The following is a 26,641-nucleotide window of genomic DNA, read 5'->3' on the forward strand; positions in this document are numbered from 1 at the left end:
CTTACTCGCTTTGCGTCAGATAGGCGTTGAAGCCGTGGTCCAGATAGGCGTCCAGCGGCAATTCATCGGACAGCACAGCGGCGTCGATTTCGGCCAGGTCGGCGATGCGTTCCTGCTGTTCGTACTGGTAGATGCCGACCATGCCGACCACCAGGGCCAGCGCCGGCACCAGCATGCCCCAGCGGCCCAGCCAGTTGAACTGCGACATGAAGCCGCCGCCGGCCGAGGCCAGCTCGGTCTTCAGCACGCGCACGGCCAGCGGCACTTCCACATGGGCTTTCTTGCGGGCGAGCGCCATCTTGCGCGCCTGCGCCAGGCGGTCCGTGGTCGAAGCGGGCAGCTCGTCCAGTCTTTCATTGAGCGCGTGGCGCACCTTGTAAGCAAAGTTCAGATCGTCGGTGTTCATAATTTAATTCCCTTGGCTGCCAGCGCCTCGGCCAGCGCATGTGTTGCACGAGAGCAATGCGTTTTGACGCTGCCTTCCGAGCAGCCCATGGCCTCGGCGGTTTCGGCGACATCCATATCCTGCCAATAACGCAGAAGGAAGGCTTCTCGTTGACGTGCCGGAAGCTTTTGTACTTCGGCATCGATGATTTCCAGCGTCTGCTGGCGCTCGATCTTGTCCGCGCCCGATTCGGCGGCCTCGGAACCGGCCTCGGCGGCATAGGATTCGAGTATATCAAAGTCCTCGTGGTCCTCTCCCGAGGGGCCCATGCCGGAAAACAGGCTGACCCAGGTGTTGCGCACCTTTTCGCGACGGAAATAATCGAGGATGGTGGTCTGCAGGATGCGCTGGAACAGCATCGGCAGCTCGGCGGCCGGCTTGTCGCCGTATTTTTCGGCGAGCTTGATCATCGCGTCCTGCACGATGTCCAGGGCGGATTCGTCCTTGCGTACTGCGTAGACGGCTTGCTTGAAGGCCCGGCGTTCGACGTTTTCGAGGAAGTCGGATAATTCTTTGTCTGTGGCCATGCGTCGGGGAAGGGGGCTGCCGGGTTTTTTGAACTGAGGCGCATGCTAGCAAAAAACGTCGTGTTTTGCATGGTTTTACGTCAAAACTGATCAATTTCCGAATTATCCCTTGCCCAAACGGGGGCGGCGGGTGTAACTTATGGGACGCTTTGAACAACCCCGAAGCTCTATGGTCTGGTCGCCGCAGGCACACAACGCCGCAACGACACGACGCGCTTTCATATGTAGGCAGTTTGCTCTCGCCCGTACCACAAGTACGAGAGGTACGCATAACCACTACGGAAAACCCGGCCAAACGAGAGTTTGCGCTAGCACCGCTTTGCACGTCACTACGGTTGACGGAAGAGGCAGTGCGACCGCATAAATAAAGGGAAGCTGGGCAGAGCTGTAGCGGTAGGCATACTTCGTCAGGACAGAGCATCCGATCAATCTCCAATGGACCTTGAAAGGAATGTTTCATGAACACCGAAGCATCGTCATCACAACTTACTGGCGCAGAAATACTGGTGCGCTGCCTGGCCGAAGAGGGCGTCGAGCACGTCTTTGGTTATCCGGGTGGAGCCGTCCTGTACATCTACGACGCCATCTTCAAGCAAGACAAATTCCAACACGTTCTGGTACGCCATGAGCAGGCTGCGGTCCACGCCGCCGATGCTTACTCGCGCTCGTCGAACAAGGTTGGTGTCGCGCTGGTCACGTCCGGTCCGGGCGTCACCAATGCCGTCACCGGTCTGTCCACCGCGTACATGGATTCCATCCCGATGGTGGTGATCTCCGGCCAGGTGCCGAGCCACGCCATTGGCCAGGATGCGTTCCAGGAATGCGACACGGTCGGTATCACCCGTCCGGTGGTCAAGCACAATTTCCTCGTCAAAGACGTCAAGGATTTGGCGGAAACCGTCAAGAAAGCCTTCTTCATCGCCCGCACCGGCCGTCCAGGCCCTGTGCTGGTCGATATTCCGAAGGATATCTCGATGCACAAGACGACCTTCTCGTACCCGAAAGAGGTCGAGATGCGGTCGTACAAACCGGTCGACAAGGGTCACTCGGGCCAGATCCGCAAGGCAGTCCAGCTGCTGCTGCAAGCCGAACGTCCGATGATCTACACTGGCGGCGGCGTGATCCTGGCCAATGCGGCGCCGGAACTGAACAAGCTGGTCGACAAGCTCGGCTTCCCGGTCACCAACACGCTGATGGGCCTGGGCGCGTATAAAGCGTCGAGCGAGAACTTCGTCGGCATGCCCGGCATGCACGGCACCTACGAAGCCAATATGGCCATGCAGCACTGCGACGTGCTGATCGCCATCGGCGCGCGCTTCGACGACCGCGTGATCGGCAACCCGAAGCACTTCGCCTCCAACCCGCGCAAGATCATCCACGTGGACATCGATCCATCGTCGATCTCCAAGCGCGTGAAAGTGGACATTCCGATCGTCGGCAACGTCAAGGACGTGCTGATCGAATTCCTGGCCCAGCTCGACGCTGCGGACGCCAAGCCGAACGCGCCTGCGCTCAAGGACTGGTGGAAACAGGTCAACGAATGGCGCGGCCGCGACTGCCTCAAATACCCAACCTCGGACCTGGTGATCAAGCCGCAATCGGTGGTGGAAAAACTGTGGGAAGTGACCAAGGGCGACGCCTTCATCACCTCCGACGTCGGTCAGCACCAGATGTGGGCCGCGCAGTACTACCCGTTCGACAAGCCTAAGCGCTGGGTCAACTCGGGCGGCCTGGGCACCATGGGGGTCGGCCTGCCATACGCCATGGGCGTGCAGATGGCCAATCCGGACGCCACCGTCGCCTGCATCACCGGCGAGGGCTCGATCCAGATGTGCATCCAGGAACTGGCTACCTGCAAGCAGTACCACCTGACGCCGAAGATCATCATGCTGAACAACCGCTTCCTCGGCATGGTCCGCCAGTGGCAGCAGATCGACTACGGTTCGCGCTATTCCGAGTCCTACATGGACTCGCTGCCGAACTTCGAGAAGCTGGCCGAGGCCTATGGCCACGTCGGCATGCGCATCGAGAATCCGAACGATGTGGACGGCGCGCTGCGCGACGCGTTTGCCATGAAAGACAAGCTGGTCTTCATGAACTTCATTACCGATCAATCGGAAAACGTGTGGCCGATGGTGAAGGCGGGCAAAGGCCTCTCCGAAATGCTGCTGGGTTCGGAGGATCTCTAACATGCGACACATTATCTCTGTATTGCTGGAAAACGAAGCCGGCGCGCTGTCCCGTGTGGTGGGCCTGTTCTCGGCACGCGGCTACAACATCGAAACGCTGACCGTGGCGCCGACCGAAGACCCGACGCTGTCGCGGATGACCATCGTCACCTCCGGTTCGGATGACATCATCGAGCAGATCACCAAGCACCTGAACCGCCTGATCGAAGTGGTGAAGGTGGTGGACCTGACCGAAGGCCATCACATCGAACGCGAGCTGATGCTGATCAAAGTGCGCGCGGTGGGCAAGGAGCGGGAAGAGATGAAGCGCACGGCGGACATCTTCCGCGGCCGCATCATCGACGTCACCGAAAAGAGCTACACGATCGAACTGACCGGCGCCAAGAGCAAGCTCGACGCGTTCATCGACTCGATCGACCGTGCCTCGATCCTCGAAACGGTCCGTACCGGCGGTTCCGGCATCGGACGCGGCGAACGCATCCTGAAGGTCTGAGACCTTCACCCATAACAAACAATTTATAACGAATTTATTTAGGAATAATCATGAAAGTTTTCTACGACAAAGACGCTGACCTCTCCCTGATCAAAGGCAAGAACGTCGCCATCATCGGCTACGGCTCGCAGGGCCACGCCCACGCACAAAACCTGAGCGACTCCGGCGTCAATGTGACGGTCGGCCTGCGCAAGGGCGGCGCGTCGTGGACCAAGGTTGAGAAAGCCGGCCTGAAAGTCGCCGAAGTGAACGAAGCCGTCAAAGCCGCCGACGTCATCATGATCCTGCTGCCGGACGAGAACATCGCCCAGGTCTACAACGAAAACGTCGCACCGAACGCCAAGCAAGGCGCGGTACTGGCCTTCGCCCACGGCTTCAACGTGCACTACGGCCAGGTTGTGCCACGCGCCGATCTGGACGTCATCATGGTCGCGCCGAAAGCCCCAGGCCACACCGTGCGCGCCACCTACACCCAGGGCGGCGGCGTGCCACACCTGATCGCCGTGTACCAGGACAAGTCCGGCGTGGCCCGTGACATCGCCCTGTCGTACGCATCGGCCAACGGCGGCGGCAAGGCCGGCATCATCGAAACCAACTTCCGCGAAGAAACCGAGACCGACCTGTTCGGCGAGCAAGCGGTGCTGTGCGGCGGCGCGGTCGAGCTGATCAAAGCCGGCTTCGAAACCCTGACCGAAGCGGGCTACGCGCCGGAAATGGCGTACTTCGAGTGCCTGCACGAACTGAAACTGATCGTCGACCTGATCTACGAAGGCGGCATCGCCAACATGAACTACTCGATCTCGAACAACGCCGAATACGGCGAGTACGTGACCGGTCCTAAAGTCGTGACCGCGGCGACCAAGGACGCGATGCGCCAGTGCCTGAAAGACATCCAGACCGGCGAATACGCCAAGTCCTTCATCTTGGAAAACAAAGCCGGCGCACCAACCCTGATCTCGCGTCGTCGCCTGACCGCCGAGCACCAGATCGAAGAAGTCGGCGCCAAACTGCGCGCCATGATGCCTTGGATCGCCAAAAACAAAATGGTCGACCAGTCGAAGAACTAAGCAGCTTCTTCTCCAACAAAAAGCCGGCTTGATGCCGGCTTTTTTACGCCCATACGCCATGTGAGACTTCGCGCATTTTTGTCATTTTCAACATGCTATTCTTGATGGCATTACTGAATTGGCGAAAGAATCCATGAAGAGTTTTACTCAAGCTGCGCTGGCCGGCGCGTCGGCTTTTCTCATTTTCATTTGCTCCGCAAAAGCTGAAGATCTTCCGGGCAGGCCAGACGTGGTAATCAAAGCGCTGGTCGATCGTATCTATGTGATGGGCGAAACGAGCGGCGGTGTGGAAGACATGATGGCGGCAGAAGCAAAGGCTGCCGATGACATCCGCCAATACATCGCCAGCGGCGCCACCGCCGGACTGCTCGAAGAAGAAAAAGGCCAGCAATCACCGCTCATGACCGCGGCATACATGGGCTATCCCAACGTCGTCTCCGCGCTGCTGACCTCCAGGCTGGTCAAGGCCCACATCAACGATGCCGATGAGATGGGCCTCACGCCGTGGATAGCCGCAGTCTTTTCGATGAAACAGACGTTGTGGACCTGTAACCCTGCCGTATTGGACAACCCGTTCAAGTTCATACCCATGTTCGTGACCCAACCGTATTACACCTCCAACTCCGTCCCGCCGTATAAAAAAGCACGCGAGCTTCTTGAGGCGGCCGGCGCAACACACGACATGGCCCAAGCCAAAACGGTGTGGCTCACCGCCTGTGAAAACCAATCCGCCGCAACAAAAGCCAAGGTAAAAGCGAGCACCGATCTGCAAAAAACTGTTCAAGACATCGGCGCTGCGGATTTAAATACCCAGGTAACCAAACTTATGCAGAAAGCAGGGGTGGTAAAGTAAGCGACAGCCAGCTTCCGAATGCTCTAAGCGCCACAGCGGCTGTTCCCGTTACGCTTGCTAAGGAATTGCTGAAGAAGACCAAGCTGCGGGGAGCGGGTTTTGCTGAATTCAGCCAAGAACGAACACTGACGAAGGGATCGAATTGGTTTCAGCACCCGTTGTAGCGAATGCTATGCAGATAGCCGAAGAGCATACCTATAGATGCCTGGGAAGTTTTTTGTCGTGTTCTCGGCAATCGAATTCAAATTGGCGCTAAGCCTTGCGAACACGTTTTTCGACCTAAATGCTAATCTGTCTGGTGTAGTTGAGAAAATGCCCTTCCAGGAAAAATTGGAAAATTTCGTTCATGCACAGGTTATGGGCATGCATAAGGATGAAGTTCACTATCAGCGATGCTTCGATTGGTATAGCAAGGCTGACGTAATTCGTGAGGCCCGAAATAGGTTTGCACATGGGCGATGGGCATTCCTACTCCATGAGCCGCATATAGCTCACGTGGCAGGATATCCTGATGGCAAACAGTCTGTCTTGCCACTCTCCATAGAGGACTTGAGCGACCTGGTCGAGGCCGTGATAGAGGTTAATGAGGGGCTTGAACGCATCGTGAATAAATTTGATTGACCGGGTCCGGCCAATACCGGACATTGCCTGCTAGAATTTATTTATCTAAAAGCTACAAGGTTTTATGCGTACTTCAATAATTTTCCTAACTTGTCTTTTTTCGGCCTCACTAGCGTCTGCCGCTGATAAAACTCAGTTAATCAATAAAGAAATTATTGTCAATGTCAAAGAATCTGAAATAGATTTGCAAATGACTTGTGATAAACAAATGGCTACCGAAGAGATGCCATCTCGCCTTTACCATATTGTTGGAAATGGCGTGGCGGAACTTACAATTACAGGGCAAGAAACTCAAAAATCTTATATCTCGCCTCACCAGTATGGTCAAATCGTAGATAGTATGCTTGGGAGCGGTTTCGCCATATTGCCTGAGAAAATTCTAGAATATTCGGCCACAGAGTACTCGGAAAAAATTTTCATCTCCGAGCTAAATTCCCGTTTGATTAAAGCTTGTTATTTTTCGCTTAAACTGCGGGCTGGTAACTATGTAAAAGAAATTAAATTTTCAAATGCTTATCGAGGATTTAATGATCCAGTTGCGAAGATCAATAATATCTTCAAGGCAATCCCTGCCTCCGCTGATCATGCACGTTGACTTATCTGACTGAAGGCGGCCAATAGCTGCCGTTTGACTGGCATAAAGATTTATGTGAGCGAGCATGTTTTCAATTTCATTTCCGCCGATAGAATCAGAAGTTATCAAGTTTGCTCATAAGTGGACTGAAAAGTTAGTTGCCAAAGACTATAAGGCCGCACACGAAATGCTTCGCTACGTTGCAGAGCATCCTGGACCCTCATGGGCTCACGGTCCCAATGAATTAAGAGGCTGGATATCTAACTATGGCAGCGATATCCCTATCGATGACGAACCAAATTATGTGGTGACCTCAATTTCAACTGCTGCTGGCGATCGATGGGACAACTATTTAGACCTTAAACCGGATAATGAGCACTATTCTGACTATGTGGGGCGACTTGATTGGTGGTTACCGCTAAATGGTGAATGGAGTAACCTCCAGGCATCCTTTGATTTGGCACAGGTGAGGAGTTGCGTGGCCTTGTTTTAGTAGCACTGAGAGTACCTTAAAAAGAAATTCTAAGGCTGAGTCCGTCCATGAGCAGTCGCACGATTGCAAGGACTGTCGCTAGTTGTATTGTAGTCGAGGGTTGACGAAATTACCTTTGGTTCTTCGTCGCTGTATTAGGTTACCTCATGAGCTCTGTTTTATATTGGGATTTTAAGTGAATAACGTTCAGGAGGAGAGGCCGGATTTTTGGTAATACTAACTTTTATCCGATTTTAGTTTTCAATTCATTAAGCTATTCAATTTGAGGTATTTTTCCGTGAATGAATTAAAAAAGCAATTAGAAGAGTCAGCATCAAAGGGAGATGTCAATGCAATGCGTAGTCTTGCCCTTGGATACCGAAAAGGAGAATTCGGGGATTCAAATGCAGCTCAAGCTAGAAATTTTCTTCAGCAAGCGATTTCGTTGGGTGATGAAAAATCGAGATTTGATCTAGCAGTAATGTATCTTGCTGGAGACTTTGGCACTCGTGATTTTTTAAGGGCTACGGCATTATTAGAAAAAGCTGTTGAATCCGGCGATATTTATTGTATTTTCAAGACCGCACTATTATATGACGATGGAGAATTAGTCGATCTTGACTATGAAAAGGCAAAAATTCTATACGAAAAAGCGATTGCTTTAGGTGACGTTGATTCGATGTTCAACTTAGCACTTCTATATAAATATGGGAAATTTGGTGAGCCAAATTTAGTCAAGGCCAAGGATTTACTAGAACTTGCTGCAGCTTCGGGTGACGCAGATTCTCTTACAGTGTTGGCGGAAATGTATAGAGATGGTCTAGGATGTGAGCGTGATAGTGAAAAAGCCAGAGAGTTATATGAAAAAGCTGCATCTCAAGGTCACATCAATTCCATTTTTAATTTGGCTATAGGCCATAAAAATGGCTTATTTGGGAGGGAAGACTTTACTCAAGCAAAATTGTTATTGGAGCGTGCTACCGCACTAGGTGATGCTGACTCGATGTGGTCTTTGGCACTTATGTATAAACAGGGACAATGCGGCGATCCAAATATTGCGAAAGCAAAAGAACTATTAGAGTCAGCAGCCGCATTAGGTCACAGTTCATCTATGTGTACTCTTGGCGGTTTTTATTCTGAAGGCGCTTTTGGTGAACCAGATTTCCAAAGCGCAAAGAGATGTTTTGAGGACGCAGCCGCCTTAGATAATTCCAATGCGATATTTCAGTTAGCCTATAATTACAAAAATGGAAAATTTGGTTCGGTGGATAAGGATTCAGCAAAAAAATATTATGAGAGAGCGGTTTCTCTCGACCATCCTGTTGCAATGTTTAATCTTGGTCTAATGTACAGGATTGGGGAATTTGGAAGTAAAGATTTCAAATCTGCTAATAAATTATTTTTGAGGGCGGTTGCACTCGGGCATAAAAAATCTGCGTTATTTGTGTCTAATCCAATGATCGCAGATATAGTTAAATCAATTTCTAATCAAGGCGTGGAAAAGTACGTGGTTGATGAAATTGAAGCGGTGCTTGAGGGTTTGGAGGAAAAATTTTTTCAGCAACGTAAAAGACATATAGTCGAACATCCAGCCAAACTTGCACACTTTACCACATGGCAGGCAATTGAAAGTATTTTGTCGCTAGATGCAGAGAATTCAAAAACTGCTTGTCTTCGTCAATATCATGTAGACTATATGAACGATCCTTCTGAAGGAAGAAGATTGCTTGAATTTAATGCATTGGAAAGTGCAAAAAAATACCCAAAAGCTGCTGAAGCCAGCGTTAAACTTTCAGAGTTATTTGATGAATACTATTTTCGATCATTTGAAAAAAACCATCCCACCACTCAACTACTACCATCTGTATTTACTGTTTCATTAACAAAAGAATCAGATCGACTTGACCTCTGGCGAGCGTATGGAAAAGATGGGCATGGGTATTGTTTAATAATGCCAACGCAGCCGAATAATACGAGTGGTGACCCCGTTACCATTAGAGATCGACGAACCTCACGCGAGTTTTTTTCTAGCGAAACAAGATCTGAATTGGATTTCAACGATTCTATAGGAGTTCCTTCGTTATATTGGATAAAATATTCTGACGAAGATGTGGCTCACACTCTCGATAGTTTAGGTGAATCATTAGAAAGTATATTTGAATTAAAAAATAAAGTTTCCATTGAAAATTGGAATCAAATTGCATATTGCACAACTGCGATTTTGTTGGAAATATTATATTTGTTTAAAGATGAACAATATTCGACTGAAAAAGAAGCTAGGGCTTTGAGTGTGATGAATATTGGAAATTCCAGAATAAAAATGGATGAAAGAGCGCCTGGTCATTTATATTGTGAGACAGCTCCATTTTTGTTTAAATTAAAAGACTCTGAAATTGTTTTAGGGCCGAAAGTCCCTACGCCGGCTGCTTCCATCTGGAACATCCGGTATCGTCTTTCAAGGCTCGGCATTGCGGATAAAGTAACCGTCAGGAAGTCAAAAGTGCCGTATCGGTAATCTGCGTGCTTCCGCTTTGGGGGCGAAAGCCGCCCGTGAAGTAAGATCGCTGGTTCGAAGTAAGATCTGCTTGCTGGTTTGTGGTTCTAGCGATGCGACTATGTAACCGGTACGGTGGCGGATTCATCTTATGATTCGTGCGACGGCTTAAGCGTGCTCAGTCGCGCGGTCATGCGTTGCTCCCATCCAGGGCCTGTGGCTAACCAGCGCTCGAAAATATTCGCAGGAAGGTGGAGTGTGACAAGTTCATTTTGGTAAGAGTAGATCGGTCGTCCTCCTGCCTTCAATGTGCCCGACGTAATCGCATCATCGGCCATTTCTGGAATTTCCTCATATTCCTCGGGCTGAATTTCATGCGCATCGACGAGTGCAAAGTCACTGCCGTAAGAGTGCGGCAAAACGTTTCTGTTCGCGTTCATTGGCTTTCCTCATGCTGAAGACGTGGCAGCCTGTGCCGCGTGGCGTGTAACAGATGACGACCATACGTCCGTGCAGCATGCCATAGCAGATAAAGCGCTCTTCGCCGTATGTCTTTCTTGTGTCCGAAGTGATGAAGTGCCGGCCGCCACGAATGATTGAGGCATCTGCGAAATCCAAGCCGCGTGAGGCTAGCGTCTGGTCGCGTTTGACGGGATCGTATGTGATCCACATGATCGAATTTTAGGTTGGTTAACGGCCAACTGCAATGTTAGCCCTGTATCGAGGTGAGAGATATTGATGCACATCAGGGCGACTCTTATGCAGATTTTTTTAGTTCACGACACCAATGTTTAGTAAAAATCACTAAATTCAGCCAAAAATTGAAAGTTTGTTGAGTACGCGCTCTGCTTCTTGCTATAACGTCATTAGTTATATGCAAGGAGCGTTTGGATGACAAAGACGGGGTGGGCTGTGCTGTTGGGCGCCGGACTGGGGGTGGTCATGTCTGCCACGGCAGGTGTGTCGGCGCCGCTGTCCTATCCTTGCCTGCGCGCCTCCGCGCCGATCCACATCGACGGCAAGCCCGATGACGCGGCCTGGCGCAACGCGCCGTGGACCGCTGACTTCGTGGATATCGAAGGCGACAGCAAGCCGCGTCCCAAGTACCGCACGCGCGTCAAGATGCTGTGGGACGACCAGTACCTCTACATCGCCGCCGAACTGGAAGAGCCGGACGTCAAGGCCACGCTGACGCAGCATGACTCCGTGATCTTCAAGGACAACGACTTCGAAGTCTTCATCAGGCCCTTGCCGGACACCGACAGCTATTACGAATTCGAGATCAACGCGCTGAACACCGGCTGGGATCTGTTTTTGCCCAAGCCCTACAACCAGGACGGCCAGCCCGACAACAGCTGGGACATCCAGGGCCTGAAGTCCGCCATCGCCGTGCAGGGCACGCTGAACAAATCGACCGACAAGGACCGCGGCTGGACCGTGGAAATCGCCTATCCGCTGAGCGCGTTCGCCTCGCGGCAGGCGGTGCCGAAGCCGCGCGACGGCACCACCTGGCGTATCAATTTCAGCCGCGTGGAGTGGACCTCCGGCCAACCCAATGAAGACAACTGGGTCTGGTCGCCGCAAGGCGTGATCGATATGCATGTGCCGGAACGGTGGGGCTTCCTGCACTTTCTGGAGCAGACCACAACGCAGAAAAATTAGCCGATTCGTGTTTAGCGCTTCGCGCCGCACGCAAGGCAAGTGTCGTAAAACGGCCTCATGCCAGTTTAGTAAATCAAACTAAACTTCGCGCCATGTTTGGAAACTGGTTGAGCCGTATGAAGTTCCTTTGTATAAATTTCAACGGGTGAATGCGATGTCCAACGACATGCAGGCGATCTCCGGCGTTTAGTAAAACACCCGGCAGCCACCCACTTATAACAAGCCCAAAATCGGGCATAACCAAGGAGATGACCACATGACCGCTTTCCACCACACTTCCCGGCATTTACGCTGCCGCGCCACGCCGATCGCCATGGCGGTGGGCGCCGCGCTGCTGACGCTGAGCGCGCAGGCCCAGACCACCGCGCCAGCCACGCCGGACCCGAAGGCCGACGCTGACAAGGTCGTCGTCGTCACCGGCTACCGCTACGCGATCGAGAAAAGCCTCGACCAGAAGCGCGACGCCAATTCGATCGTCGAAGTGGTCACCGCCGAAGACATCGGCAAATTCCCCGACAAGAACGTGGCCGACGCACTGCAGCGCGTGCCGGGCGTGATCATCGACCGCAGCGGCGGCGAGGGCAAGAACGTCAGCGTGCGCGGCCTGTCGTCGGAACTGACGCTGACCGAACTGAACGGCAACTACATCGCCACCGCCGAGTCCAACGGCGACCCGACGCGCTCGTTCAACTACACGCTGATGCCGTCCAATATGCTGGGCAGCGCCGAGCTGTTCAAGACGCCGGAAGCGCGCATCGACGAAGGCGGCATCGGCGGCACCGTGATCCTGCACACCCGTCGTCCGCTGGACGTCAAGTCCGGCAGCGGCTTCGTGTCGGCCGAAGGCACCTGGGCCGACACCACCAAGAAAACCGATGGCCAGTTCTCCGGCCAGTACGCCTGGCACGACGAGCAGAACCGCTTCGGCGTGCTGGTCGGCTACACGCAGCAGAAGCGCACCACGCGCACCATGGGCGCCAGCACCGAAGACTGGAAGTGGTACAGCGACGACAACACCGCGCATCCGGCCACCGACGTCAACGGCAAGCCATCCAAGATGAACAGCTACTGGTGGGGCGAGTCGGGCTTCTACGACCAGAGCGGCAAGTACTACACCAACTTCATGATGCCGACCTCGGTCAACTTCGACGTCAAGACCGAGGAACGCGAGCGCAAGGGCGGCCAGGTGACGCTGCAATTCAAGCCGGTGCGCAACTTGACGCTGACGGGTAACTACTTCCGCTTCGACCTGTCGCAGGACTCGCAGACCAACACGCTGAAGATCCCCGAGTGGAATCTGGCGCGCTACAACGGCGACGGCAACTGGGCCGGCGGCCGCATGCTCGATGGCCTGACCTTCGACAAGAGCGGCACCATCGTCACCGGCGCGCAATACAGCGCCCACGCCGGCAAGACCTACTACTGCAGCGAAGCCGGGGCGGCCGCAGGCGGCCAGAAACCAGGCGGCTGGGGTCCGGACGATTGCACCATCCCGACGCCGCAGATCACCGGCAGCTACAACCGCGAGAAAGCGCTGTCGCAGACCGCCGACATCGAAGCCGAATGGCGCGGCCAGTCGGTGGACGCCACCTTCAAGGCCGGCCGCACCTGGGCCGCCGGCGGTCCGGAACTGCAATTCACCATGCCGATCAAGCCGCGCGTGCAAAATGCCGACGGCAGCTGGACCCTGGGCAACTACGCCAGCGCGTGGAGCCTGAACGGCACGCCGACCATGACCTTCTCGCCGGAACTGATGTCCAACCTGCAAAAAGGCATCGGCGAGATCGACCTCGGCTCGACCCAGTCGTCGTGGACCCGCAACAGCACCGAGCAGAAATACGCCCAGGCGGACGCCACCTGGCACACCGACAAGGGCTGGCTTGATTCCATCATGTTCGGCGGCAAATACCGTGACGGCGGCACCCACCGCAGCACCGGCAACAACTACTGGGCGTGCAAGGGCACCGATCCGTCCAACTACGACAACCGCTACCAGGCCGGTTGCGATCCGACCGCCAACAAGTTCCAGCCGCAGTTCCTGTACAGCCAGTCGCTGGGCAACCTGGCCGGCGGCATCAACGCCAGCGCCTTCCCGGCGATTAACTTCCCGGCCTACGTGTCGTACCTGAACCAGACCTACGGCGCCATGCAGACGCGTAACGAAGACAACTTCGTCTACAACGTCAAGGAGAAAATCGCTTCGGCTTACATTCAGGCCAACATCAAGGCGGATCGTCTGCGCGGCAACGTTGGTCTGCGCGTGGTGCGCACCAAGCAGCATGCGGATTCCACGGACCAGGTCGATAACTACAACGACTACTTCTTCGATGGCGCCGACGGCAATCCGGCGCCTTGCCAGGCGGGTGGCGCGCCAGCGATCGGCGCGCCTTCCGGCTCCGGTTGCATCAGCGGTTTCACCACGCTGCCGGACAGCATCGCGCACACCAAGTCCTACGCCGTCAGCTCGCTGGACCGTACCTACAACGACGTCCTGCCGAGCATCAATCTGGCCTACGACCTGACCGACACGCTGCTGCTGCGCGCCGCGGCGTCCAAGGTGGTGGCGCGTCCTAGCTACAACGACATCGCCTACCCAGGCGGCCTGCAGCAATACAGCCAGGAATACGTCAACGACCGCCGTCTGATCGGTGGCGGCGACCAGCAGGGCTGGTACGGTTCGGGCAGCAACAAGGAACTGGAACCGTACAAGGCCAACCAGTTCGACCTGGGCCTGGAGTGGTACTTCCACCGCGGCTCGGTGCTGGGCGCCGGCCTGTTCCGCAAAAACGTCAGCAACTTCTCGGTGCCGGTGGTGCTGAATGTGCCGCAGACGGTTGGCGGCCAGACCGTGACGGTGCAGAACTACTCGACCACCGCCGGCGGCCGTAACGGCGTGTCGCAGGGTATCGAACTGTATGCACAGCACACGCTGGACATGGGGGTCGGCTTCCAGGTCAACTACACCTACAACAAGACCAACCAGGCCGCGATCACGCTGGGCGATGGCACCGAACTCGGCAAGTCGCCGCTGGTCGGCAGCGCCAAGAACCAGGGCAACGTGACCGTGTTCTACGAAACCGACACCTTCCTGGCGCGCGCTTCGTACAACCGTCGCGGTGTGGTGGTGGACGGCCTGATCAACGGTCTGAACATCTACCGCGATCCGTACAGCCAGGTCGACCTGAACGTGGCCTACAACTACACCAAGCAACTGAGCTTCACCGCTTCGGTGCTGAATGTGACCAAGGAAGAGTCGAGCTCGCATCTGGGCAACGACACCAAGAACCGCTTCTATTCCAACAGCTACGCCGGCCGCATCGCGTACTTTGGCGCGAACTACAAGTTCTAAGCTCCGATCCTTCCCCGTCCCGCCGGATGGGGAAGTGTCTTTAACGGCTTTGCCTCCCTCCCGGCAAAGCCGTCTTCTTTGGGCGCCCGTATGACTACGAACAACCGCATCAACAGCATTACCATCGTCGGCGGCGGCAGCGCCGGCTGGATGGCCGCCACGGCGCTTGCCACCTATCTGGGCAAGGGCGCCAGCATCCGCCTGATCGAATCCGAAGAGATCGGCATCGTCGGCGTCGGCGAGGCCAGCGTGCCGCACATCCGCCTGTTCAACGGCCAATGGCTGGGCATCGACGAGGCCGAATTCGTCAAGCGCACGCAGGGCACGATCAAGCTCGGCATTCAATTCAACGACTGGGGCCGCATCGGCGACAGTTATATCCACGGCTTCGGCGCCATCGGTCGCGCGATGGGGCCGCTGCCGTTCCACCAGTTCTGGCTTAAGCTGTTCCAGTCCGGCCGCGCCGCGCCGATCGGCGCCTACACGCCGCAGACGGTGATGGCGCCGCAGGGCAAGTTCGCGCCGCGCGACCATAATGCCGCGCCGGGTACGCCATTGGCCGACATCGCCTACGCCTACCATTTCGACGCCACCTTGTATGCGCGCTATCTGCGCGAGCTGGCCGAGCAGCGCGGCGTGCAGCGCATCGAAGGCAAGATCGTCGGCGTCCAGCAGCGCGCCGAGGACGGCCATATCGAATCGCTGACGCTGGAAAGCGGCCAGGTGGTGGACGGCGAACTGTTCATCGATTGCTCCGGCTTCCGCGGCCTGCTGATCGAACAGACGCTGAAGACCGGCTATGTCGACTGGTCGCACTGGCTGCCGTGCGACAGCGCGCTGGCGGTGCCGAGCGCCAGCGTCGATCCGATCACGCCGTACACCCGCGCCAGCGCGCAGAAGGCGGGCTGGCAGTGGCGCATCCCGCTGCAACACCGCATCGGCAATGGCTATGTCTATTCCAGCAAATACATCAGCGACGATGAAGCCGCCGCGACATTGCTGGCCAATCTCGACAGCGAGGCGCTGGGCGAACCGCGCCAGTTGCGCTTTACAACCGGCATGCGCCGCAAGTTCTGGAACAAGAACGTGGTGGCGCTGGGCCTGGCCAGCGGCTTCCTGGAACCGCTGGAATCGACCAGCATCTACCTGGCGCAATCGGGCATCACGCGCCTGTTGAGCATGTTCCCGCAGCGCGATTTCAATCCGCTGCTGATGGAGCGCTACAACCAGGAGTCCGCCTTCGAATACGAGCGCGTGCGCGATTTCCTGATCCTGCATTACAACGCGACCGAACGCAACGACACGCCGTTCTGGGACTACTGCCGCACCATGTCGATTCCGGACAGCCTGCGCGAAGCGGTCGACCTGTTCCGCGCCGATGGCCGCTACTTCCGCAACGGTGACGATTTCTTTGCGCTGCCCAGCTGGGTGCAGGTGATGCTGGGGCAGGGCATTGTGCCGCAAAGCTACCATCCCATCGTCGATGAAATGCCCGAGGCCAAAATCATCGAGCAGGTCGAGGGCATGGAGCGCATGCTGGCCCACGCCGTCGCCGCCATGCCGACGCATCAGGAATGGATCAACCGCTACTGGAAGGCGCCGGCGCCATGAGCACGCCTTTGCTGACACGCGCCCCGAAGTGGTTGCGGCTGATGCTCGGCCTGTGCCTGGCCATCGCCGTTGGCACAGCCGCTGCGGCGCCGGACCAGCTGGTTATCGACCAGGGCTGGACCTTCCGCCTGCTGCCCGGCAATACGCAACTGGCCGCGCATCCGCAGGCCGCCTCGTGGCGCGCGGCGAAGGTGCCGGGCACCGTGCATACCGACCTGTTCGCCAACAAGCTGATACCCGATCCTTACGTCGGTGCGGCCGAAGCCGGCCTGCAATGGATAGGCCTGGCCGACTGGGAATACCGCACGCGCTTCGACGCACCGGCCACGGCGCTGAAAAACGCCCGCAGCGATCTGGTGTTCGACGGCCTGGATACCTTTGCGGAAGTGTGGCTCAACGGCAGCCAGCTGCTGGCCGCCGACAACGCCTTCCGCACCTGGCGTGTGCCGGTGCAGGGCAAGCTGCGCGCCAAGGGCAATGAGCTGCGCATCGTGCTGCGCTCCCCGATCGCCAAGCTGCTGCCGCAGGTACAGGCCATGCCGCTCAAGCTGGCTGGCAACTATCCGTCGCCCTACGGCGATGAGCCGAAGGATGCGATGACCGGCAACTTCGCCCGCAAGCCCGGTTACCACTACGGCTGGGACTGGGGACCGCGCTACGTCACCGCCGGCATCTGGAAACCGGTCGTGCTGCAAAGCTGGGCCGCGCTGCGCATCGATAACCTGCAACTGCGCCAGGACCACGTGGATGAAGCGCGCGCCGACATCGCCGCCATCGTCTCGGCCGACGTGGTGCGTGACGGTGAATTCGATCTGCGCCTGTGGCAGACGGCGCCGGACGGCAAGCGCACGCTGGCCGCACAACAGCGGACCGCCTTGCATGCCGGCGACAACCGCATCGAACTGCCGCTGCACATCGACCATCCGCAACGCTGGTTCCCGAACGGCTACGGCGCGCAGCCGCTGTACCGCTACGAGCTGGAACTCGGCGAAGCCAAGGCCAGCGCGCGTACCGGCCTGCGCAGTATCGAACTGCGCCGCGAACCGGACGACAAGGGCCGCAGCTTTTATTTCGCGGTGAATGGCATTCCGGTGTTCGCCAAGGGCGCCAACACTATTCCCTTCGATATGTTCCAGCCGCGCGTGACCAAGGCGCAGCTGCGCCGCGTGCTGCAATCGGCGCGTGACGCCAATATGAACTTCCTGCGCAGCTGGGGCGGCGGCTATTACGAGAGCGACGATTTCTTCGACCTGGCCGACGAACTGGGCCTGCTGGTCTGGCAGGACTTCATGTTCGGCGGCGGCATGCCGCCGGCGTATGACGACGCCTTCCGCGCCAACGTGGTCGCCGAAGCGCGCGACAATGTGCGCCGCCTGCGCAATCACCCAAGCCTGGCGCTCTGGTGCGGCAATAACGAGGAGGAAATCGCCTGGAAATACTGGGGACCGGGCCAGGAGCTGACCAAGGCCTATCCGGCCTTCGGCGACAAGGTCTGGAAAGGCTACGTCCAGCTGTTCGGCGTCGACCTGCGCAAGGTGGTGGCGGAAGAGGGCGGCGGCATCGCCTACTGGGCCAGCTCGCCGAGCGACGATCTGGCCGAAGTCGCCAACACGCCGGCCAGCGGCGACATGCATTACTGGGAAGTGTGGGGCAATCCTGCGCATCCGCCGTCCAAGTACCTGGAGATCACGCCGCGCTTCATGTCCGAATACGGCTTGCAGGCCTGGCCCGTGCAACGCACCATCGATGCCTTCGCCAAGCGCGGCGAGCAGGGTATCGCCACGCCGGTGATCGAGGCGCACCAGAAATTCCTGGCCGGTAAAGGTAACGAACGGCTGATGAAATACGTGGATTACGAGTTCGGCGAAACCAGGGACTTCGCTTCCTTCGTCTACCTGAGCCAGGCCGCGCAGGCCGAGGGCATCGAACTGGCGGCGCTACACCATCGCGCCAGCCGGCCGTTCACCATGGGTTCGCTGTACTGGCAGCTGAACGATGTGTGGCCGGGCGCCTCCTGGTCCAGCGTGGACTGGTTCGGCCGCTGGAAAGCCTTGCAATTCCATGCACGCCGCTTCTACGCGCCGGTGGCGGTGGCCGCGTTGCGCACACCGCAAGGCAATACCTCGCTCAACCTGCTCAACGACCGCACGCACGCCGTGCGCGGCGAACTGCGCCTGCGCTTGCTGAGCCTCGACGGCAAGCTGCTGCGCGACGAACGTAAGCAGGTCGAGCTGGCGTCGCTGTCGTCAACCCGGCTGGCCGATTACACCGACGCTGCCTTGCTGGGCGACGCCGATCCGGCATCCACCGTCGCCGTGTTCGACCTGCAAGCCGAAGGCGAACCGGCATCGCGCGGCACGGTATATTTCAAGCCAGCCAAGGAGATGCACTGGCCGGACGCCGGCCTGCGCGCGCAACTGCGCGCCGACGGCAAGGGCTACACGCTCGACCTGAGCGCCTCAAAATTCGCGCGCGCCGTATGGATCGATTTCGGCGACGCCGACGCCGATGTTTCTGACAATGCATTGACACTGCTGCCGGGTGAAAGCGTGTCGCTGCATGTTTCATCCAAGGCCAGCCTGGCGACGCTGCGCAAGGTATTGCGCGTGCGTTCACTGGCCGACGACCACTAAAAAAAGGAGATAGCTTCATGTCCGTATTCCCCATCCCGTCTCGTGTGGCAGCCTGCACGCTGCTGGCCGCGCTGACGCTGCCCGCCGTCGCGGCCACGCCAGTGCCAGCCAACACGACACCGGTCAATACCTTCATCGGCACCCAGGATGAAGGCAACACCTTCCCCGGCGCCTCCGCCCCATTCGGCATGATCCAGGTCGGCCCGACCGGCGAGCACTACGCCGGCTGGCGCTATAGCGACAGCCATATTCGCGGCTTCGGCCACTCCTACCTGTCCGGCGCCGGCTGCTGGGAGCAGGGCGGTCAGCTGCAAGTGCTGCCGGTCACCGGCAAGATCGGACCGGGCGGCGATTTCGATACCGCCAAGCCAGGCAGCTTCGATTACAAAAAATACGCCGCCGAGTATAGCCACGACGGCGAAGTCGGCCAGGCCGGCTACTACAAGGTGCAGCTGACCAGCTACGGCGGCATCACCGCCGAGGCCACCGCGCTGACCCGCGCCGCCGCCGAGCGCTACACCTTTGCCGCCAACGCCACCAGCGGCAACGTGCTGCTGAATCTGGGCCAGGCCAACGAACGCCATTCCGTGATCGGCAGCGAAGTGACCGTGGTGGACGACCGCAGCGTCGAAGGCCAGATCACCACCAAGAGCTTCTGCGGCGGCGCCCAGTACACCACATGGTTCCGCATCACCTTCGACCAGCCATTCACCACGCACGGCATCTGGGATGATCGCGGCGGCTGGGCGGGCGCCAAAGGCCCGAGCCAGCAGGGCGAAGCCCGTCCGCACGGCGTCTGGCTGACCTTCGACCTCAAGTCCGGCAAGGCGGTAACCGCCGTCAGCGCCATCTCGCACGTCGACATCGAAGGCGCGCGCGCCAACCTGAAAGCCGAAGGCATGGCCAACGGCCGTCCGATGGGCTTTGACGCCATGCGCACGCAGGCGCAATCGGTCTGGCAGCGTGAACTGAACAGCGTGCGCATCCAGGGCGGCAGTAACGACGACCGCACCGTGTTCTACACCGCGCTGTACCACGCGCTGCTGCAGCCGCTGACCGGCAACGATGCCGACGGCCGCTATCGCGGTTACGACAACGCCGTCCACACCGCCAAGGACTGGACTTACTACGAGTTCTTCTCGCTGTGGGACACCTACCGCGCGCAGAACCAGCTGCTGGCGCTGCTGCGTCCCGAACGCGCGCGTGACATCGGCAACTCGGTGCTGAAGATCCGCGAGCAGGGCGGCTGGCTGCCACGCTGGGGCTATGCCAACTTCGAGACCAACATCATGACCGGCGATCCGGTCACGCCGTTCCTGGTCGACCTGTGGCGCTATGGCGCATTGAAGGGCCGCGAAGCTGAGGCTTACACCGCGTTGCGCGAAAACGCCTTCGGCGTGCCGCCGCATAACATCCGCGCGCAAGGCCGCGCCGGCAACCTGAACTACCTGAGCCAGGGCTTCGTGCAATACGACCGCAGCTTCCCATCGAAAGGCATGGACGTCGATCCGCACCACGGCGCCTCGTCGACGCTGGAATATGCTGTCGGTGACGGCGCGCTGGCCACCATGGCCAAGGCGCTGCGGCACACCGAAGATGCGCAACTGCTGTCGCAGCGCGCGCTGAACTGGCGCAAGGTATGGGATCCGAAAGCGCAGGACAAGGAGACCGGCTTGAGCGGCTTCCCGCGTCCACGATTGATCGGCGGTGAATGGTTCACCGACGTCGACGGCAGCTACGATCCACGCAGCGAGCGCGGCTTCCACGAAGGCACCGGCTGGCAATACCAGTGGCTGGTGCGTCAGGACATCCCTGGCCTGGCCGAAGCGATGGGCGGACCAGCCAAGGCGCTGCAACGCCTGGACCTGTTCTTCGACTACGACGCCCTGGTGGCCGATCCGCAAGCGGTGCGCAAATCGTGGGTGGTGGGTCCGTACAGCTACTACAGCCAGTTCCGCTACAACCCGAACAACGAGCCTGACCTGCACGCGCCATGGGTCTACACCCTGATGGGCCAGCCGTGGAAAACCACCACCGTGCTGCGCGCCGCCGAGACCCTGTTCGGCAACGGTCCGAGCGGCGTAACCGGCAACGACGACCTGGGCACCATGTCGGCCTGGTATCTGTTCAGCGCGCTGGGCCTGTACCCGGACGCGCCGGGCAGTGGCCGCTTCCTGCTGCACGCACCGCGCTTCTCGCGTGCCGAGATCGATCTGCCGCAGGGCCGCCTGCTGCGCATCGAAGCACCGGACGCCAAGCCGGGCGAGCGCCGCTTCGTCAAATCGGTCAGCTGGGGCAACCAGCCGGTATCGCGCGTCTGGCTGGACTGGGAGCAACTGCAAGCCGGCGGCATCCTGGGCTACCGCCTGACGCCGCAAGCCGATACCGCAGGCTGGGGCACCCGTGGCCGCGACCTGCCGCAGGCGCCGGCAGGGCTGAAAAACTAATGTTACAAACTCTCACCATGTCTTACAGGTGCGGTTTGTAAATTCATGTAAAGTGCGGGCAGTTGTAACCTTGTAACATTAACTAAGGAGCCCGCATGAGCATCATGAGAAATTTCGCTGCCGTCGCTGCAATCACTTCCATCGCGCTGGCTGCGCACGCCGCTCCTAATGAACTGCCCACCACCGGCACGCTGGTGGTGGTGCCCGCATATGGCGAAGTCAAACACGTCAACGACCAGGCCGTCGTGCTGCTGGCCGTTGAAGAGCAGGATAAGGACAAGGCTGCCGCCGCGTCGCGCGTCAACACCAAGATGAAGCAGGGCCTGGAGATCGTCAAGAAAGAAGATCCGCAGGCCAGCCTGAAAACCCAGGGTTATTACACCTATCCGGTCTATCCGGAAGAAGTCGTGCTGCCGAACGGCCGTCCGGCCAAGCAGCGCGTCCCGACCGCCTGGCGCGTGGGTCAGTATCTGGAAGTGACCACCTCCAGCCTGGACAAGCTGCCGAAAACCGTCGCCGCCGCGCAGAAAATCCTGGCGCTGAACAGCATCAATTTCGGCCTGAAGCCGGAAACCACCAAGCAGCTGGATGACCAGCGCATCGCCGCCACCTACAAGAACCTGAACGAGCGCATCGCTTCGATCGCCAACGCCATGGGCCGCAAGGTCGGTGACGCGGTGCTGGACACCGTCGATTTCGAAGGCTCGGGCAACTACACCGAAGCCCGCCCTGCGGCGGCGCCGATGATGATGCGCATGAAGTCCGCCGACACGGCCGAAGTGGCCGAGCCAAGCTTCGAGCCGGGCGAGACCACCCTGCAGATGCAATTGGTCGGCAAGGTCCGTTTCAAATAAGTTGTGTTCGGCGCCAGTTGAGGTAAAGTTTGTTTTTTTCTCAACTGGAGCCTGCAATGAAATACCTCGTTGTCGCCGCCCTGACGGCGTGTGTGGTCGCCGCGCACGCCGCGCCGCTGCAAACCCTGCCGACCGCCGGCACGCTGGTGGTGGTGCCGGCCTTTGGCGAAGTCACGCACGTGAACGACCAGGCCAACGCCACGCTGTCGGTGGAAGAGGTCGACAAGGACAAGGCCGTCGCCGCTTCGCGCGTCAATGCCAAGATGAAGCAGGGCCTTGAGGTATTGAAAAAGGCCGATCCCAAGGCCACGCTGAAAACCCAGAACTACTACACCTATCCGGTCTATCCGGAGGAGCCGGCGCCGGTGCCCGGCCAGCCGCGCAAGCCGCGCGTGCCCACCGCCTGGCGCGTCGGCCAGAGCGTGCAACTCGTCACCACCAATCTGGACAGCCTGCCGAAAACCGTGGCCGCCGCGCAAAGCGTGTTAAGCCTGAATAACCTGCATTTCAGCCTGTCGCCGGCCACCACCAAGAAAATGGACGACGAACGCATTGCCGCCACCTATCTGAACCTGAATGAACGCATCAATGCCATTGCCGGCGCCATGGGCCGCAATGTGGGCGACGCCGTGCTCGATACGGTCGATTTCGAAGGCTCCGGCAACTACAGCAACCGCGTGGAGGTCACCGGCGCGCGCGCGATGGCCTACGCCGCCGCGCCGCCGGCCCCTCCAGCGCCGGGACAGGTTGTCGAACCAAGCTTCGAGCCGGGCGAAACCACGCTGCAAATGCGCCTGGTGGGCAAAGTGCGCTTCAAATAGGCAAAATTGGGCAGAATAGGGGGATGGCGCGCCATCCCCTTTTTTACGGGCGGCTCCTCTATAATGATGGCGCAATAACCAGATAATGAGAGAAACGGACCGCTATGCCCAATTTCCCCCGCCGCCGCGCCAAAGGTAGCGCAGCCCAAGTCAAGGTGCCCAAAACGTCGCGCTTCAGCCGTTTTGCGCGTCGCGCCCGCGGAGAGGATCTCGACCGGCCGCGCCACCGCGGCATTTATCTGCTGCCGAACGCCTTCACCACCGCCGCGCTGTTCTGCGGTTTCTACGCCATCGTCATGGCGATGAACCAGAAATTCGAGCATGCCGCCTGGGCGATCTTCATCGCCATGGTGCTGGACGGCCTGGACGGCCGCGTCGCCCGCCTGACCAACACGCAGAGCGAATTCGGCGCGCAGTACGATTCGCTGTCGGACATGGTGTCCTTCGGCGCCGCGCCGGCGCTGGTGATGTACGAATGGTCGCTGCGCGGCCTGGGCAAGCTGGGCTGGATCGCGGCGTTTGTCTACTGCGCCGGCGCCGCCTTGCGCCTGGCGCGTTTCAACACCAATATCGAAGTGGTGGACAAGCGCTACTTCCAGGGCATGCCGTCGCCGTCGGCCGCCGCGCTGGTGGCCGGCTTCATCCTGATGATGCTGGACCTGGAAGTGTCGGGCCTGGACATGGGCTGGGTATCGTGGGGCATTGCCGTCTTCGCCGGCCTGACGATGGTCAGCAATGTGCCGTTCTACAGTTTCAAGGACGTGAACTTCCGCAAGCCGGTGCCGTTCATCGGCGTGTTCCTGATTGCGCTGGGCCTGGCGCTGATCGCCATCAAGCCGGCGGCGACCTTGTGGCCGCTGTTTGCGATTTACGGCTTGTCCGGTTATGTGGTCGCGGCCTGGCGCGCGGCCAAGGGCAAGAAGGTCAGCCTGATCCAGACCGAGATGGAAAGCGACGACCCGAGCGAACGGCACTAGACACCGCAGTGCGGTGGGCACTGAGATTCCAGCAACGAAGCAACTGAGCACAAGCCACGGAGCTATCATGAGCAACTCATCCAACCGCCTGATCATCTTCGACACCACCCTGCGCGACGGCGAGCAATCGCCGGGCGCCTCGATGACCAGGGACGAAAAGGTCCGCATCGCCAAGCAGCTGGAACGCTTGCGCGTCGACGTCATCGAGGCCGGCTTCGCCGCCGCCTCTCCCGGCGATTTCGAATCCATCAAGGCGATTGCCTCGGTGGTGCGCGAGTCGACCATCTGTTCACTGTCGCGCGCCAATGACCGCGACATCGCCCGCGCCGCCGAGGCGCTGGCGCCGGCCGAGCGCAAACGCATCCACACCTTCATCGCCACCTCCAAGCTGCACATGGAGGCCAAGCTGCGCATGCTGCCGGAGCAGGTGCTGACGCAGGCCTGCAACGCGGTGCGCTTCGCCCGCCAGTACACCGACGATATCGAATTCAGTCCGGAAGACGGCAGCCGCTCGGACGAGGATTTCCTGTGCCGCGTGCTGGAAGGCGTGATCGCCGAAGGCGCCACCACCATCAACTTCCCGGACACGGTGGGCTACGCGGTGCCGGAGATTTTCGGCGAGACCATCCGCCGCCTGCGCGAGCGCATTCCCAATTCCGACAAGGCCGTGTGGTCGGTGCACTGCCATAACGACCTGGGACTGGCGGTGGCCAATTCGCTGGCCGGCGTGATGATCGGCGGCGCACGGCAGGTCGAGTGCACCATCAATGGCCTCGGCGAACGGGCCGGCAACACCGCGCTGGAAGAGGTGGTGATGGCGCTGCGCACGCGCGGCGGCTACTACAACCTGGAATGCGGCATCGACACCACGCAGATCGTGGCGGCGTCCAAGATGGTGTCGCAGATTACCGGCTTTGCGGTGCAGCCCAACAAGGCGGTGGTGGGTGCGAACGCGTTTGCGCACGCCTCGGGCATCCACCAGGACGGCATGCTGAAGTCGCGCGAGACCTACGAGATCATGCGCGCCGAGGATGTGGGCTGGACCGCGACCAAGATCGTGCTGGGCAAGCTGTCCGGCCGCAACGCGTTCAAGCAGCGCCTGCAGGAGCTGGGCATCGATCTGGAATCGGAAACCGAAGTCAACGCCGCGTTCGCGCGCTTCAAGGAGCTGGCCGACCGCAAGTCGGAGATTTTTGACGAGGACATCCTGGCGCTGGTGTCGGATGAGCAGCAATCGCAGGAGAGCGAGTTTTACCGCTTCGTCTCGCTGGAACAGCGCTCGGCCAGCGGCGAGACGCCGTCGGCGAAAGTGGTGTTCCTTATCGACGGCGAGGAGCATGTCAGCGAAGGCCGGGGCGATGGTCCGGTCGATGCGACCGTCAATGCGATCGAGGGCGAGGTAGGCAGCGGCGCGGAGCTGGTGCTGTTCTCGGTGAACGCCATCAGCACCGGCACGCAGTCGCAGGGCGAGGTGACGATGCGTTTGTCGAAGGAAGGCCGCATCGTCAACGGCGTTGGCGCTGATCCGGACATCATCGTGGCGTCGGCCAAGGCCTATCTGTCGGCGCTGAACAAACTGCATTCGAAAATAGAGCGAGTGAATCCGCAACTATGAGTGAGCAATTTGATGTGGTGGCGCTGGGCGAGGCGATGGTGGAGTTCAACCAGGCCAGGTCCAGCGAGCCGTTGTACCGCCAGGGCTTTGGCGGCGACACGTCCAACGCGGTGATCGCGGCCAGCCGCCAGGGTGCGCGCACCGCTTACCTGAGCCGCGTCGGCGAGGACCATTTTGGCCGCATGCTGCTGGATCTGTGGCAGACGGAAGGCGTGGATGTCAGCGCGGTGGCGCGCGATCCGCAGGCGCCGACCGGACTGTATTTCGTCAATCACGGGCCGGAAGGGCATGCGTTCAGCTATCTGCGCGCCGGTTCTGCGGCCAGCCGCATGCAGCCGCAGACCATGGACTTGAGCGCGGCGGCGCGCACGCGCTGGCTGCACATCTCGGGCATCTCGCAGGCCATTTCGGCCGGCGCCTGCGACACGGTGTTTGCCGCCATCGAGACCGCGCGCGCGGCTGGCGGCAAGGTGAGTTTCGATCCGAATCTGCGTTTGTCACTGTGGCCGTTGGCGCGCGCCCGCGCGACCATCTGCGCCACGATTGCGATGACGGATCTGTTCCTGCCGAGTCTTGACGAAGCGGTGGCGCTGGCGGGCACCGATGATGTGCCGGCGATCTTCGCATGGGCACGTGCGCATGGCGCGCATACGGTGGTATTGAAGGCCGGTTCGGCCGGCGCATGGTATGCGGAGCAGGGCGCGCAGCCGCAACTGGCGGCCGCGCGCGCGGTGCAGGCGGTGGACGCCACCGGCGCTGGCGATTGCTTCGATGGCAGTCTGCTGGCGCGGCTGGCAGCCGGCGATACGCTGGGCGATGCGGTGCGCTATGCGAATGGGGCCGCCGGGCTATCGACGCTGGGCCATGGCGCGGTGGCGCCGATTCCGACGGCGGCGCAGGTGCGTGCCGCGCTGGCTTGATACTTCGCTCCACGCCG

At 59.1% G+C, this 26,641-nt stretch carries 22 protein-coding genes; 18 read left to right on the plus strand and 4 right to left on the minus strand.

Features of this window, described 5'->3' with window-relative positions; all coding sequences use genetic code 11:
* Position 1: 1 nt before the first annotated feature.
* Both GJ695_RS06895 and GJ695_RS06900 read right to left on the minus strand, forming a co-directional pair.
* On the minus strand, positions 2 to 406 hold the full coding sequence (locus GJ695_RS06895; protein WP_154363213.1) for a DUF3619 family protein: 405 nt from the start codon (positions 404 to 406) through the stop codon (positions 2 to 4).
* Positions 403 to 972: an RNA polymerase sigma factor gene (locus GJ695_RS06900; protein ID WP_154363215.1), complete on the minus strand. Its 570-nt coding sequence runs from the start codon at positions 970 to 972 to the stop codon at positions 403 to 405. The genes GJ695_RS06895 and GJ695_RS06900 overlap by 4 nt, the downstream gene beginning before the upstream one ends.
* Before the next feature lie 458 nt (positions 973 to 1,430).
* Between GJ695_RS06900 and GJ695_RS06905 the strand changes: the two genes are divergently transcribed.
* The 8 genes from GJ695_RS06905 to GJ695_RS06940 all read left to right on the plus strand — a co-directional run bounded on the left by GJ695_RS06905 (position 1,431) and on the right by GJ695_RS06940 (position 9,756).
* On the plus strand, positions 1,431 to 3,161 hold the full coding sequence (locus GJ695_RS06905; RefSeq protein WP_154363217.1) for an acetolactate synthase 3 catalytic subunit: 1,731 nt from the start codon (positions 1,431 to 1,433) through the stop codon (positions 3,159 to 3,161).
* A 1-nt stretch (position 3,162) separates the two neighbouring features.
* The gene (ilvN, locus tag GJ695_RS06910; RefSeq protein WP_110849007.1) at positions 3,163 to 3,654 is read left to right on the plus strand and encodes an acetolactate synthase small subunit; all 492 of its coding nucleotides are present in this window, start codon (positions 3,163 to 3,165) and stop codon (positions 3,652 to 3,654) included.
* Positions 3,655 to 3,704: 50 nt separating this feature from the next.
* Positions 3,705 to 4,721 (plus strand): ketol-acid reductoisomerase, encoded by a 1,017-nt coding sequence (ilvC, locus tag GJ695_RS06915; RefSeq protein ID WP_154363219.1) that lies wholly within the window; start codon positions 3,705 to 3,707, stop codon positions 4,719 to 4,721.
* A 133-nt stretch (positions 4,722 to 4,854) separates the two neighbouring features.
* The gene (locus GJ695_RS06920) at positions 4,855 to 5,574 is read left to right on the plus strand and encodes an ankyrin repeat domain-containing protein (RefSeq protein WP_229260355.1); all 720 of its coding nucleotides are present in this window, start codon (positions 4,855 to 4,857) and stop codon (positions 5,572 to 5,574) included.
* A 201-nt stretch (positions 5,575 to 5,775) separates the two neighbouring features.
* Entirely contained in the window at positions 5,776 to 6,195 is a 420-nt protein-coding gene (locus GJ695_RS06925) for a hypothetical protein (RefSeq protein WP_154363221.1), read from the plus strand.
* Positions 6,196 to 6,259: 64 nt separating this feature from the next.
* The gene (locus GJ695_RS06930) at positions 6,260 to 6,790 is read left to right on the plus strand and encodes a hypothetical protein (RefSeq protein WP_154363223.1); all 531 of its coding nucleotides are present in this window, start codon (positions 6,260 to 6,262) and stop codon (positions 6,788 to 6,790) included.
* A gap of 64 nt (positions 6,791 to 6,854) precedes the next feature.
* On the plus strand, positions 6,855 to 7,262 hold the full coding sequence (locus GJ695_RS06935; protein WP_154363225.1) for a hypothetical protein: 408 nt from the start codon (positions 6,855 to 6,857) through the stop codon (positions 7,260 to 7,262).
* Between the two features lie 277 nt (positions 7,263 to 7,539).
* Positions 7,540 to 9,756: a tetratricopeptide repeat protein gene (locus GJ695_RS06940; RefSeq protein WP_154363227.1), complete on the plus strand. Its 2,217-nt coding sequence runs from the start codon at positions 7,540 to 7,542 to the stop codon at positions 9,754 to 9,756.
* 128 nt (positions 9,757 to 9,884) lie between these two features.
* Here GJ695_RS06940 and GJ695_RS06945 read toward each other — a convergent pair whose 3' ends face one another.
* Both GJ695_RS06945 and GJ695_RS06950 read right to left on the minus strand, forming a co-directional pair.
* A complete protein-coding gene (locus GJ695_RS06945; RefSeq protein ID WP_154363229.1) occupies positions 9,885 to 10,175 on the minus strand; it encodes a hypothetical protein in 291 nt (96 codons plus the stop codon).
* Positions 10,132 to 10,407 carry a BrnT family toxin gene (locus GJ695_RS06950; protein ID WP_154363231.1) on the minus strand — a complete coding sequence of 92 codons (276 nt, stop codon included), beginning with the start codon at positions 10,405 to 10,407 and terminating at the stop codon, positions 10,132 to 10,134. The genes GJ695_RS06945 and GJ695_RS06950 overlap by 44 nt, the downstream gene beginning before the upstream one ends.
* A gap of 270 nt (positions 10,408 to 10,677) precedes the next feature.
* Between GJ695_RS06950 and GJ695_RS06955 the strand changes: the two genes are divergently transcribed.
* From GJ695_RS06955 to GJ695_RS07000, 10 genes are all read left to right on the plus strand, one after another.
* On the plus strand, positions 10,678 to 11,397 hold the full coding sequence (locus GJ695_RS06955) for a carbohydrate-binding family 9-like protein (protein WP_208023372.1): 720 nt from the start codon (positions 10,678 to 10,680) through the stop codon (positions 11,395 to 11,397).
* A gap of 256 nt (positions 11,398 to 11,653) precedes the next feature.
* The gene (locus GJ695_RS06960; protein ID WP_229260356.1) at positions 11,654 to 14,746 is read left to right on the plus strand and encodes a TonB-dependent receptor; all 3,093 of its coding nucleotides are present in this window, start codon (positions 11,654 to 11,656) and stop codon (positions 14,744 to 14,746) included.
* A 90-nt stretch (positions 14,747 to 14,836) separates the two neighbouring features.
* The gene (locus GJ695_RS06965) at positions 14,837 to 16,357 is read left to right on the plus strand and encodes a tryptophan halogenase family protein (protein WP_154363234.1); all 1,521 of its coding nucleotides are present in this window, start codon (positions 14,837 to 14,839) and stop codon (positions 16,355 to 16,357) included.
* On the plus strand, positions 16,321 to 18,990 hold the full coding sequence (locus GJ695_RS06970) for a beta-mannosidase (protein WP_229260357.1): 2,670 nt from the start codon (positions 16,321 to 16,323) through the stop codon (positions 18,988 to 18,990). Before GJ695_RS06965 ends, GJ695_RS06970 begins: the two co-directional genes overlap by 37 nt.
* 17 nt (positions 18,991 to 19,007) lie before the next feature.
* Positions 19,008 to 21,437, plus strand: a complete 2,430-nt coding sequence (locus GJ695_RS06975; RefSeq protein ID WP_154363236.1) for a GH92 family glycosyl hydrolase — start codon at positions 19,008 to 19,010, stop codon at positions 21,435 to 21,437.
* A gap of 95 nt (positions 21,438 to 21,532) precedes the next feature.
* Complete coding sequence (locus GJ695_RS06980; protein WP_154363237.1) at positions 21,533 to 22,291, plus strand: SIMPL domain-containing protein; 759 nt, start codon at positions 21,533 to 21,535, stop codon at positions 22,289 to 22,291.
* A 56-nt stretch (positions 22,292 to 22,347) separates the two neighbouring features.
* Complete coding sequence (locus GJ695_RS06985) at positions 22,348 to 23,112, plus strand: SIMPL domain-containing protein (protein ID WP_154363239.1); 765 nt, start codon at positions 22,348 to 22,350, stop codon at positions 23,110 to 23,112.
* Between the two features lie 104 nt (positions 23,113 to 23,216).
* Entirely contained in the window at positions 23,217 to 24,089 is an 873-nt protein-coding gene (pssA, locus tag GJ695_RS06990; protein WP_154363241.1) for a CDP-diacylglycerol--serine O-phosphatidyltransferase, read from the plus strand.
* Between the two features lie 67 nt (positions 24,090 to 24,156).
* On the plus strand, positions 24,157 to 25,704 hold the full coding sequence (locus GJ695_RS06995; RefSeq protein ID WP_154363243.1) for a 2-isopropylmalate synthase: 1,548 nt from the start codon (positions 24,157 to 24,159) through the stop codon (positions 25,702 to 25,704).
* The gene (locus GJ695_RS07000; RefSeq protein ID WP_154363245.1) at positions 25,701 to 26,624 is read left to right on the plus strand and encodes a sugar kinase; all 924 of its coding nucleotides are present in this window, start codon (positions 25,701 to 25,703) and stop codon (positions 26,622 to 26,624) included. Before GJ695_RS06995 ends, GJ695_RS07000 begins: the two co-directional genes overlap by 4 nt.
* Positions 26,625 to 26,641 lie beyond the last annotated feature (17 nt).

This window comes from Duganella alba, assembly GCF_009674495.1.
In the GTDB taxonomy this organism is placed as follows: Bacteria; Pseudomonadota; Gammaproteobacteria; order Burkholderiales; family Burkholderiaceae_D; genus Rugamonas; species Rugamonas alba.

Excerpts from the sequence above, each read along its gene's own strand:
- GJ695_RS06895 (WP_154363213.1), bottom strand. The coding sequence starts at position 406 with ATGAACACCGACGATCTGAACTTTGCTTACAAGGTGCGCCACGCGCTC.
- ilvN (WP_110849007.1), top strand. The coding sequence starts at position 3,163 with ATGCGACACATTATCTCTGTATTGCTGGAAAACGAAGCCGGCGCGCTG.
- GJ695_RS06980 (WP_154363237.1), top strand. The coding sequence starts at position 21,533 with ATGAGCATCATGAGAAATTTCGCTGCCGTCGCTGCAATCACTTCCATC.
- GJ695_RS06965 (WP_154363234.1), top strand. The coding sequence starts at position 14,837 with ATGACTACGAACAACCGCATCAACAGCATTACCATCGTCGGCGGCGGC.
- GJ695_RS06970 (WP_229260357.1), top strand. The coding sequence starts at position 16,321 with ATGGATCAACCGCTACTGGAAGGCGCCGGCGCCATGAGCACGCCTTTG.
- pssA (WP_154363241.1), top strand. The coding sequence starts at position 23,217 with ATGCCCAATTTCCCCCGCCGCCGCGCCAAAGGTAGCGCAGCCCAAGTC.
- ilvC (WP_154363219.1), top strand. The coding sequence starts at position 3,705 with ATGAAAGTTTTCTACGACAAAGACGCTGACCTCTCCCTGATCAAAGGC.
- GJ695_RS06920 (WP_229260355.1), top strand. The coding sequence starts at position 4,855 with ATGAAGAGTTTTACTCAAGCTGCGCTGGCCGGCGCGTCGGCTTTTCTC.
- GJ695_RS06985 (WP_154363239.1), top strand. The coding sequence starts at position 22,348 with ATGAAATACCTCGTTGTCGCCGCCCTGACGGCGTGTGTGGTCGCCGCG.
- GJ695_RS06960 (WP_229260356.1), top strand. The coding sequence starts at position 11,654 with ATGACCGCTTTCCACCACACTTCCCGGCATTTACGCTGCCGCGCCACG.
- GJ695_RS06935 (WP_154363225.1), top strand. The coding sequence starts at position 6,855 with ATGTTTTCAATTTCATTTCCGCCGATAGAATCAGAAGTTATCAAGTTT.
- GJ695_RS06905 (WP_154363217.1), top strand. The coding sequence starts at position 1,431 with ATGAACACCGAAGCATCGTCATCACAACTTACTGGCGCAGAAATACTG.
- GJ695_RS06900 (WP_154363215.1), bottom strand. The coding sequence starts at position 972 with ATGGCCACAGACAAAGAATTATCCGACTTCCTCGAAAACGTCGAACGC.
- GJ695_RS06925 (WP_154363221.1), top strand. The coding sequence starts at position 5,776 with ATGCCTGGGAAGTTTTTTGTCGTGTTCTCGGCAATCGAATTCAAATTG.
- GJ695_RS07000 (WP_154363245.1), top strand. The coding sequence starts at position 25,701 with ATGAGTGAGCAATTTGATGTGGTGGCGCTGGGCGAGGCGATGGTGGAG.
- GJ695_RS06930 (WP_154363223.1), top strand. The coding sequence starts at position 6,260 with ATGCGTACTTCAATAATTTTCCTAACTTGTCTTTTTTCGGCCTCACTA.
- GJ695_RS06950 (WP_154363231.1), bottom strand. The coding sequence starts at position 10,407 with ATGTGGATCACATACGATCCCGTCAAACGCGACCAGACGCTAGCCTCA.
- GJ695_RS06995 (WP_154363243.1), top strand. The coding sequence starts at position 24,157 with ATGAGCAACTCATCCAACCGCCTGATCATCTTCGACACCACCCTGCGC.
- GJ695_RS06975 (WP_154363236.1), top strand. The coding sequence starts at position 19,008 with ATGTCCGTATTCCCCATCCCGTCTCGTGTGGCAGCCTGCACGCTGCTG.
- GJ695_RS06945 (WP_154363229.1), bottom strand. The coding sequence starts at position 10,175 with ATGAACGCGAACAGAAACGTTTTGCCGCACTCTTACGGCAGTGACTTT.
- GJ695_RS06955 (WP_208023372.1), top strand. The coding sequence starts at position 10,678 with ATGTCTGCCACGGCAGGTGTGTCGGCGCCGCTGTCCTATCCTTGCCTG.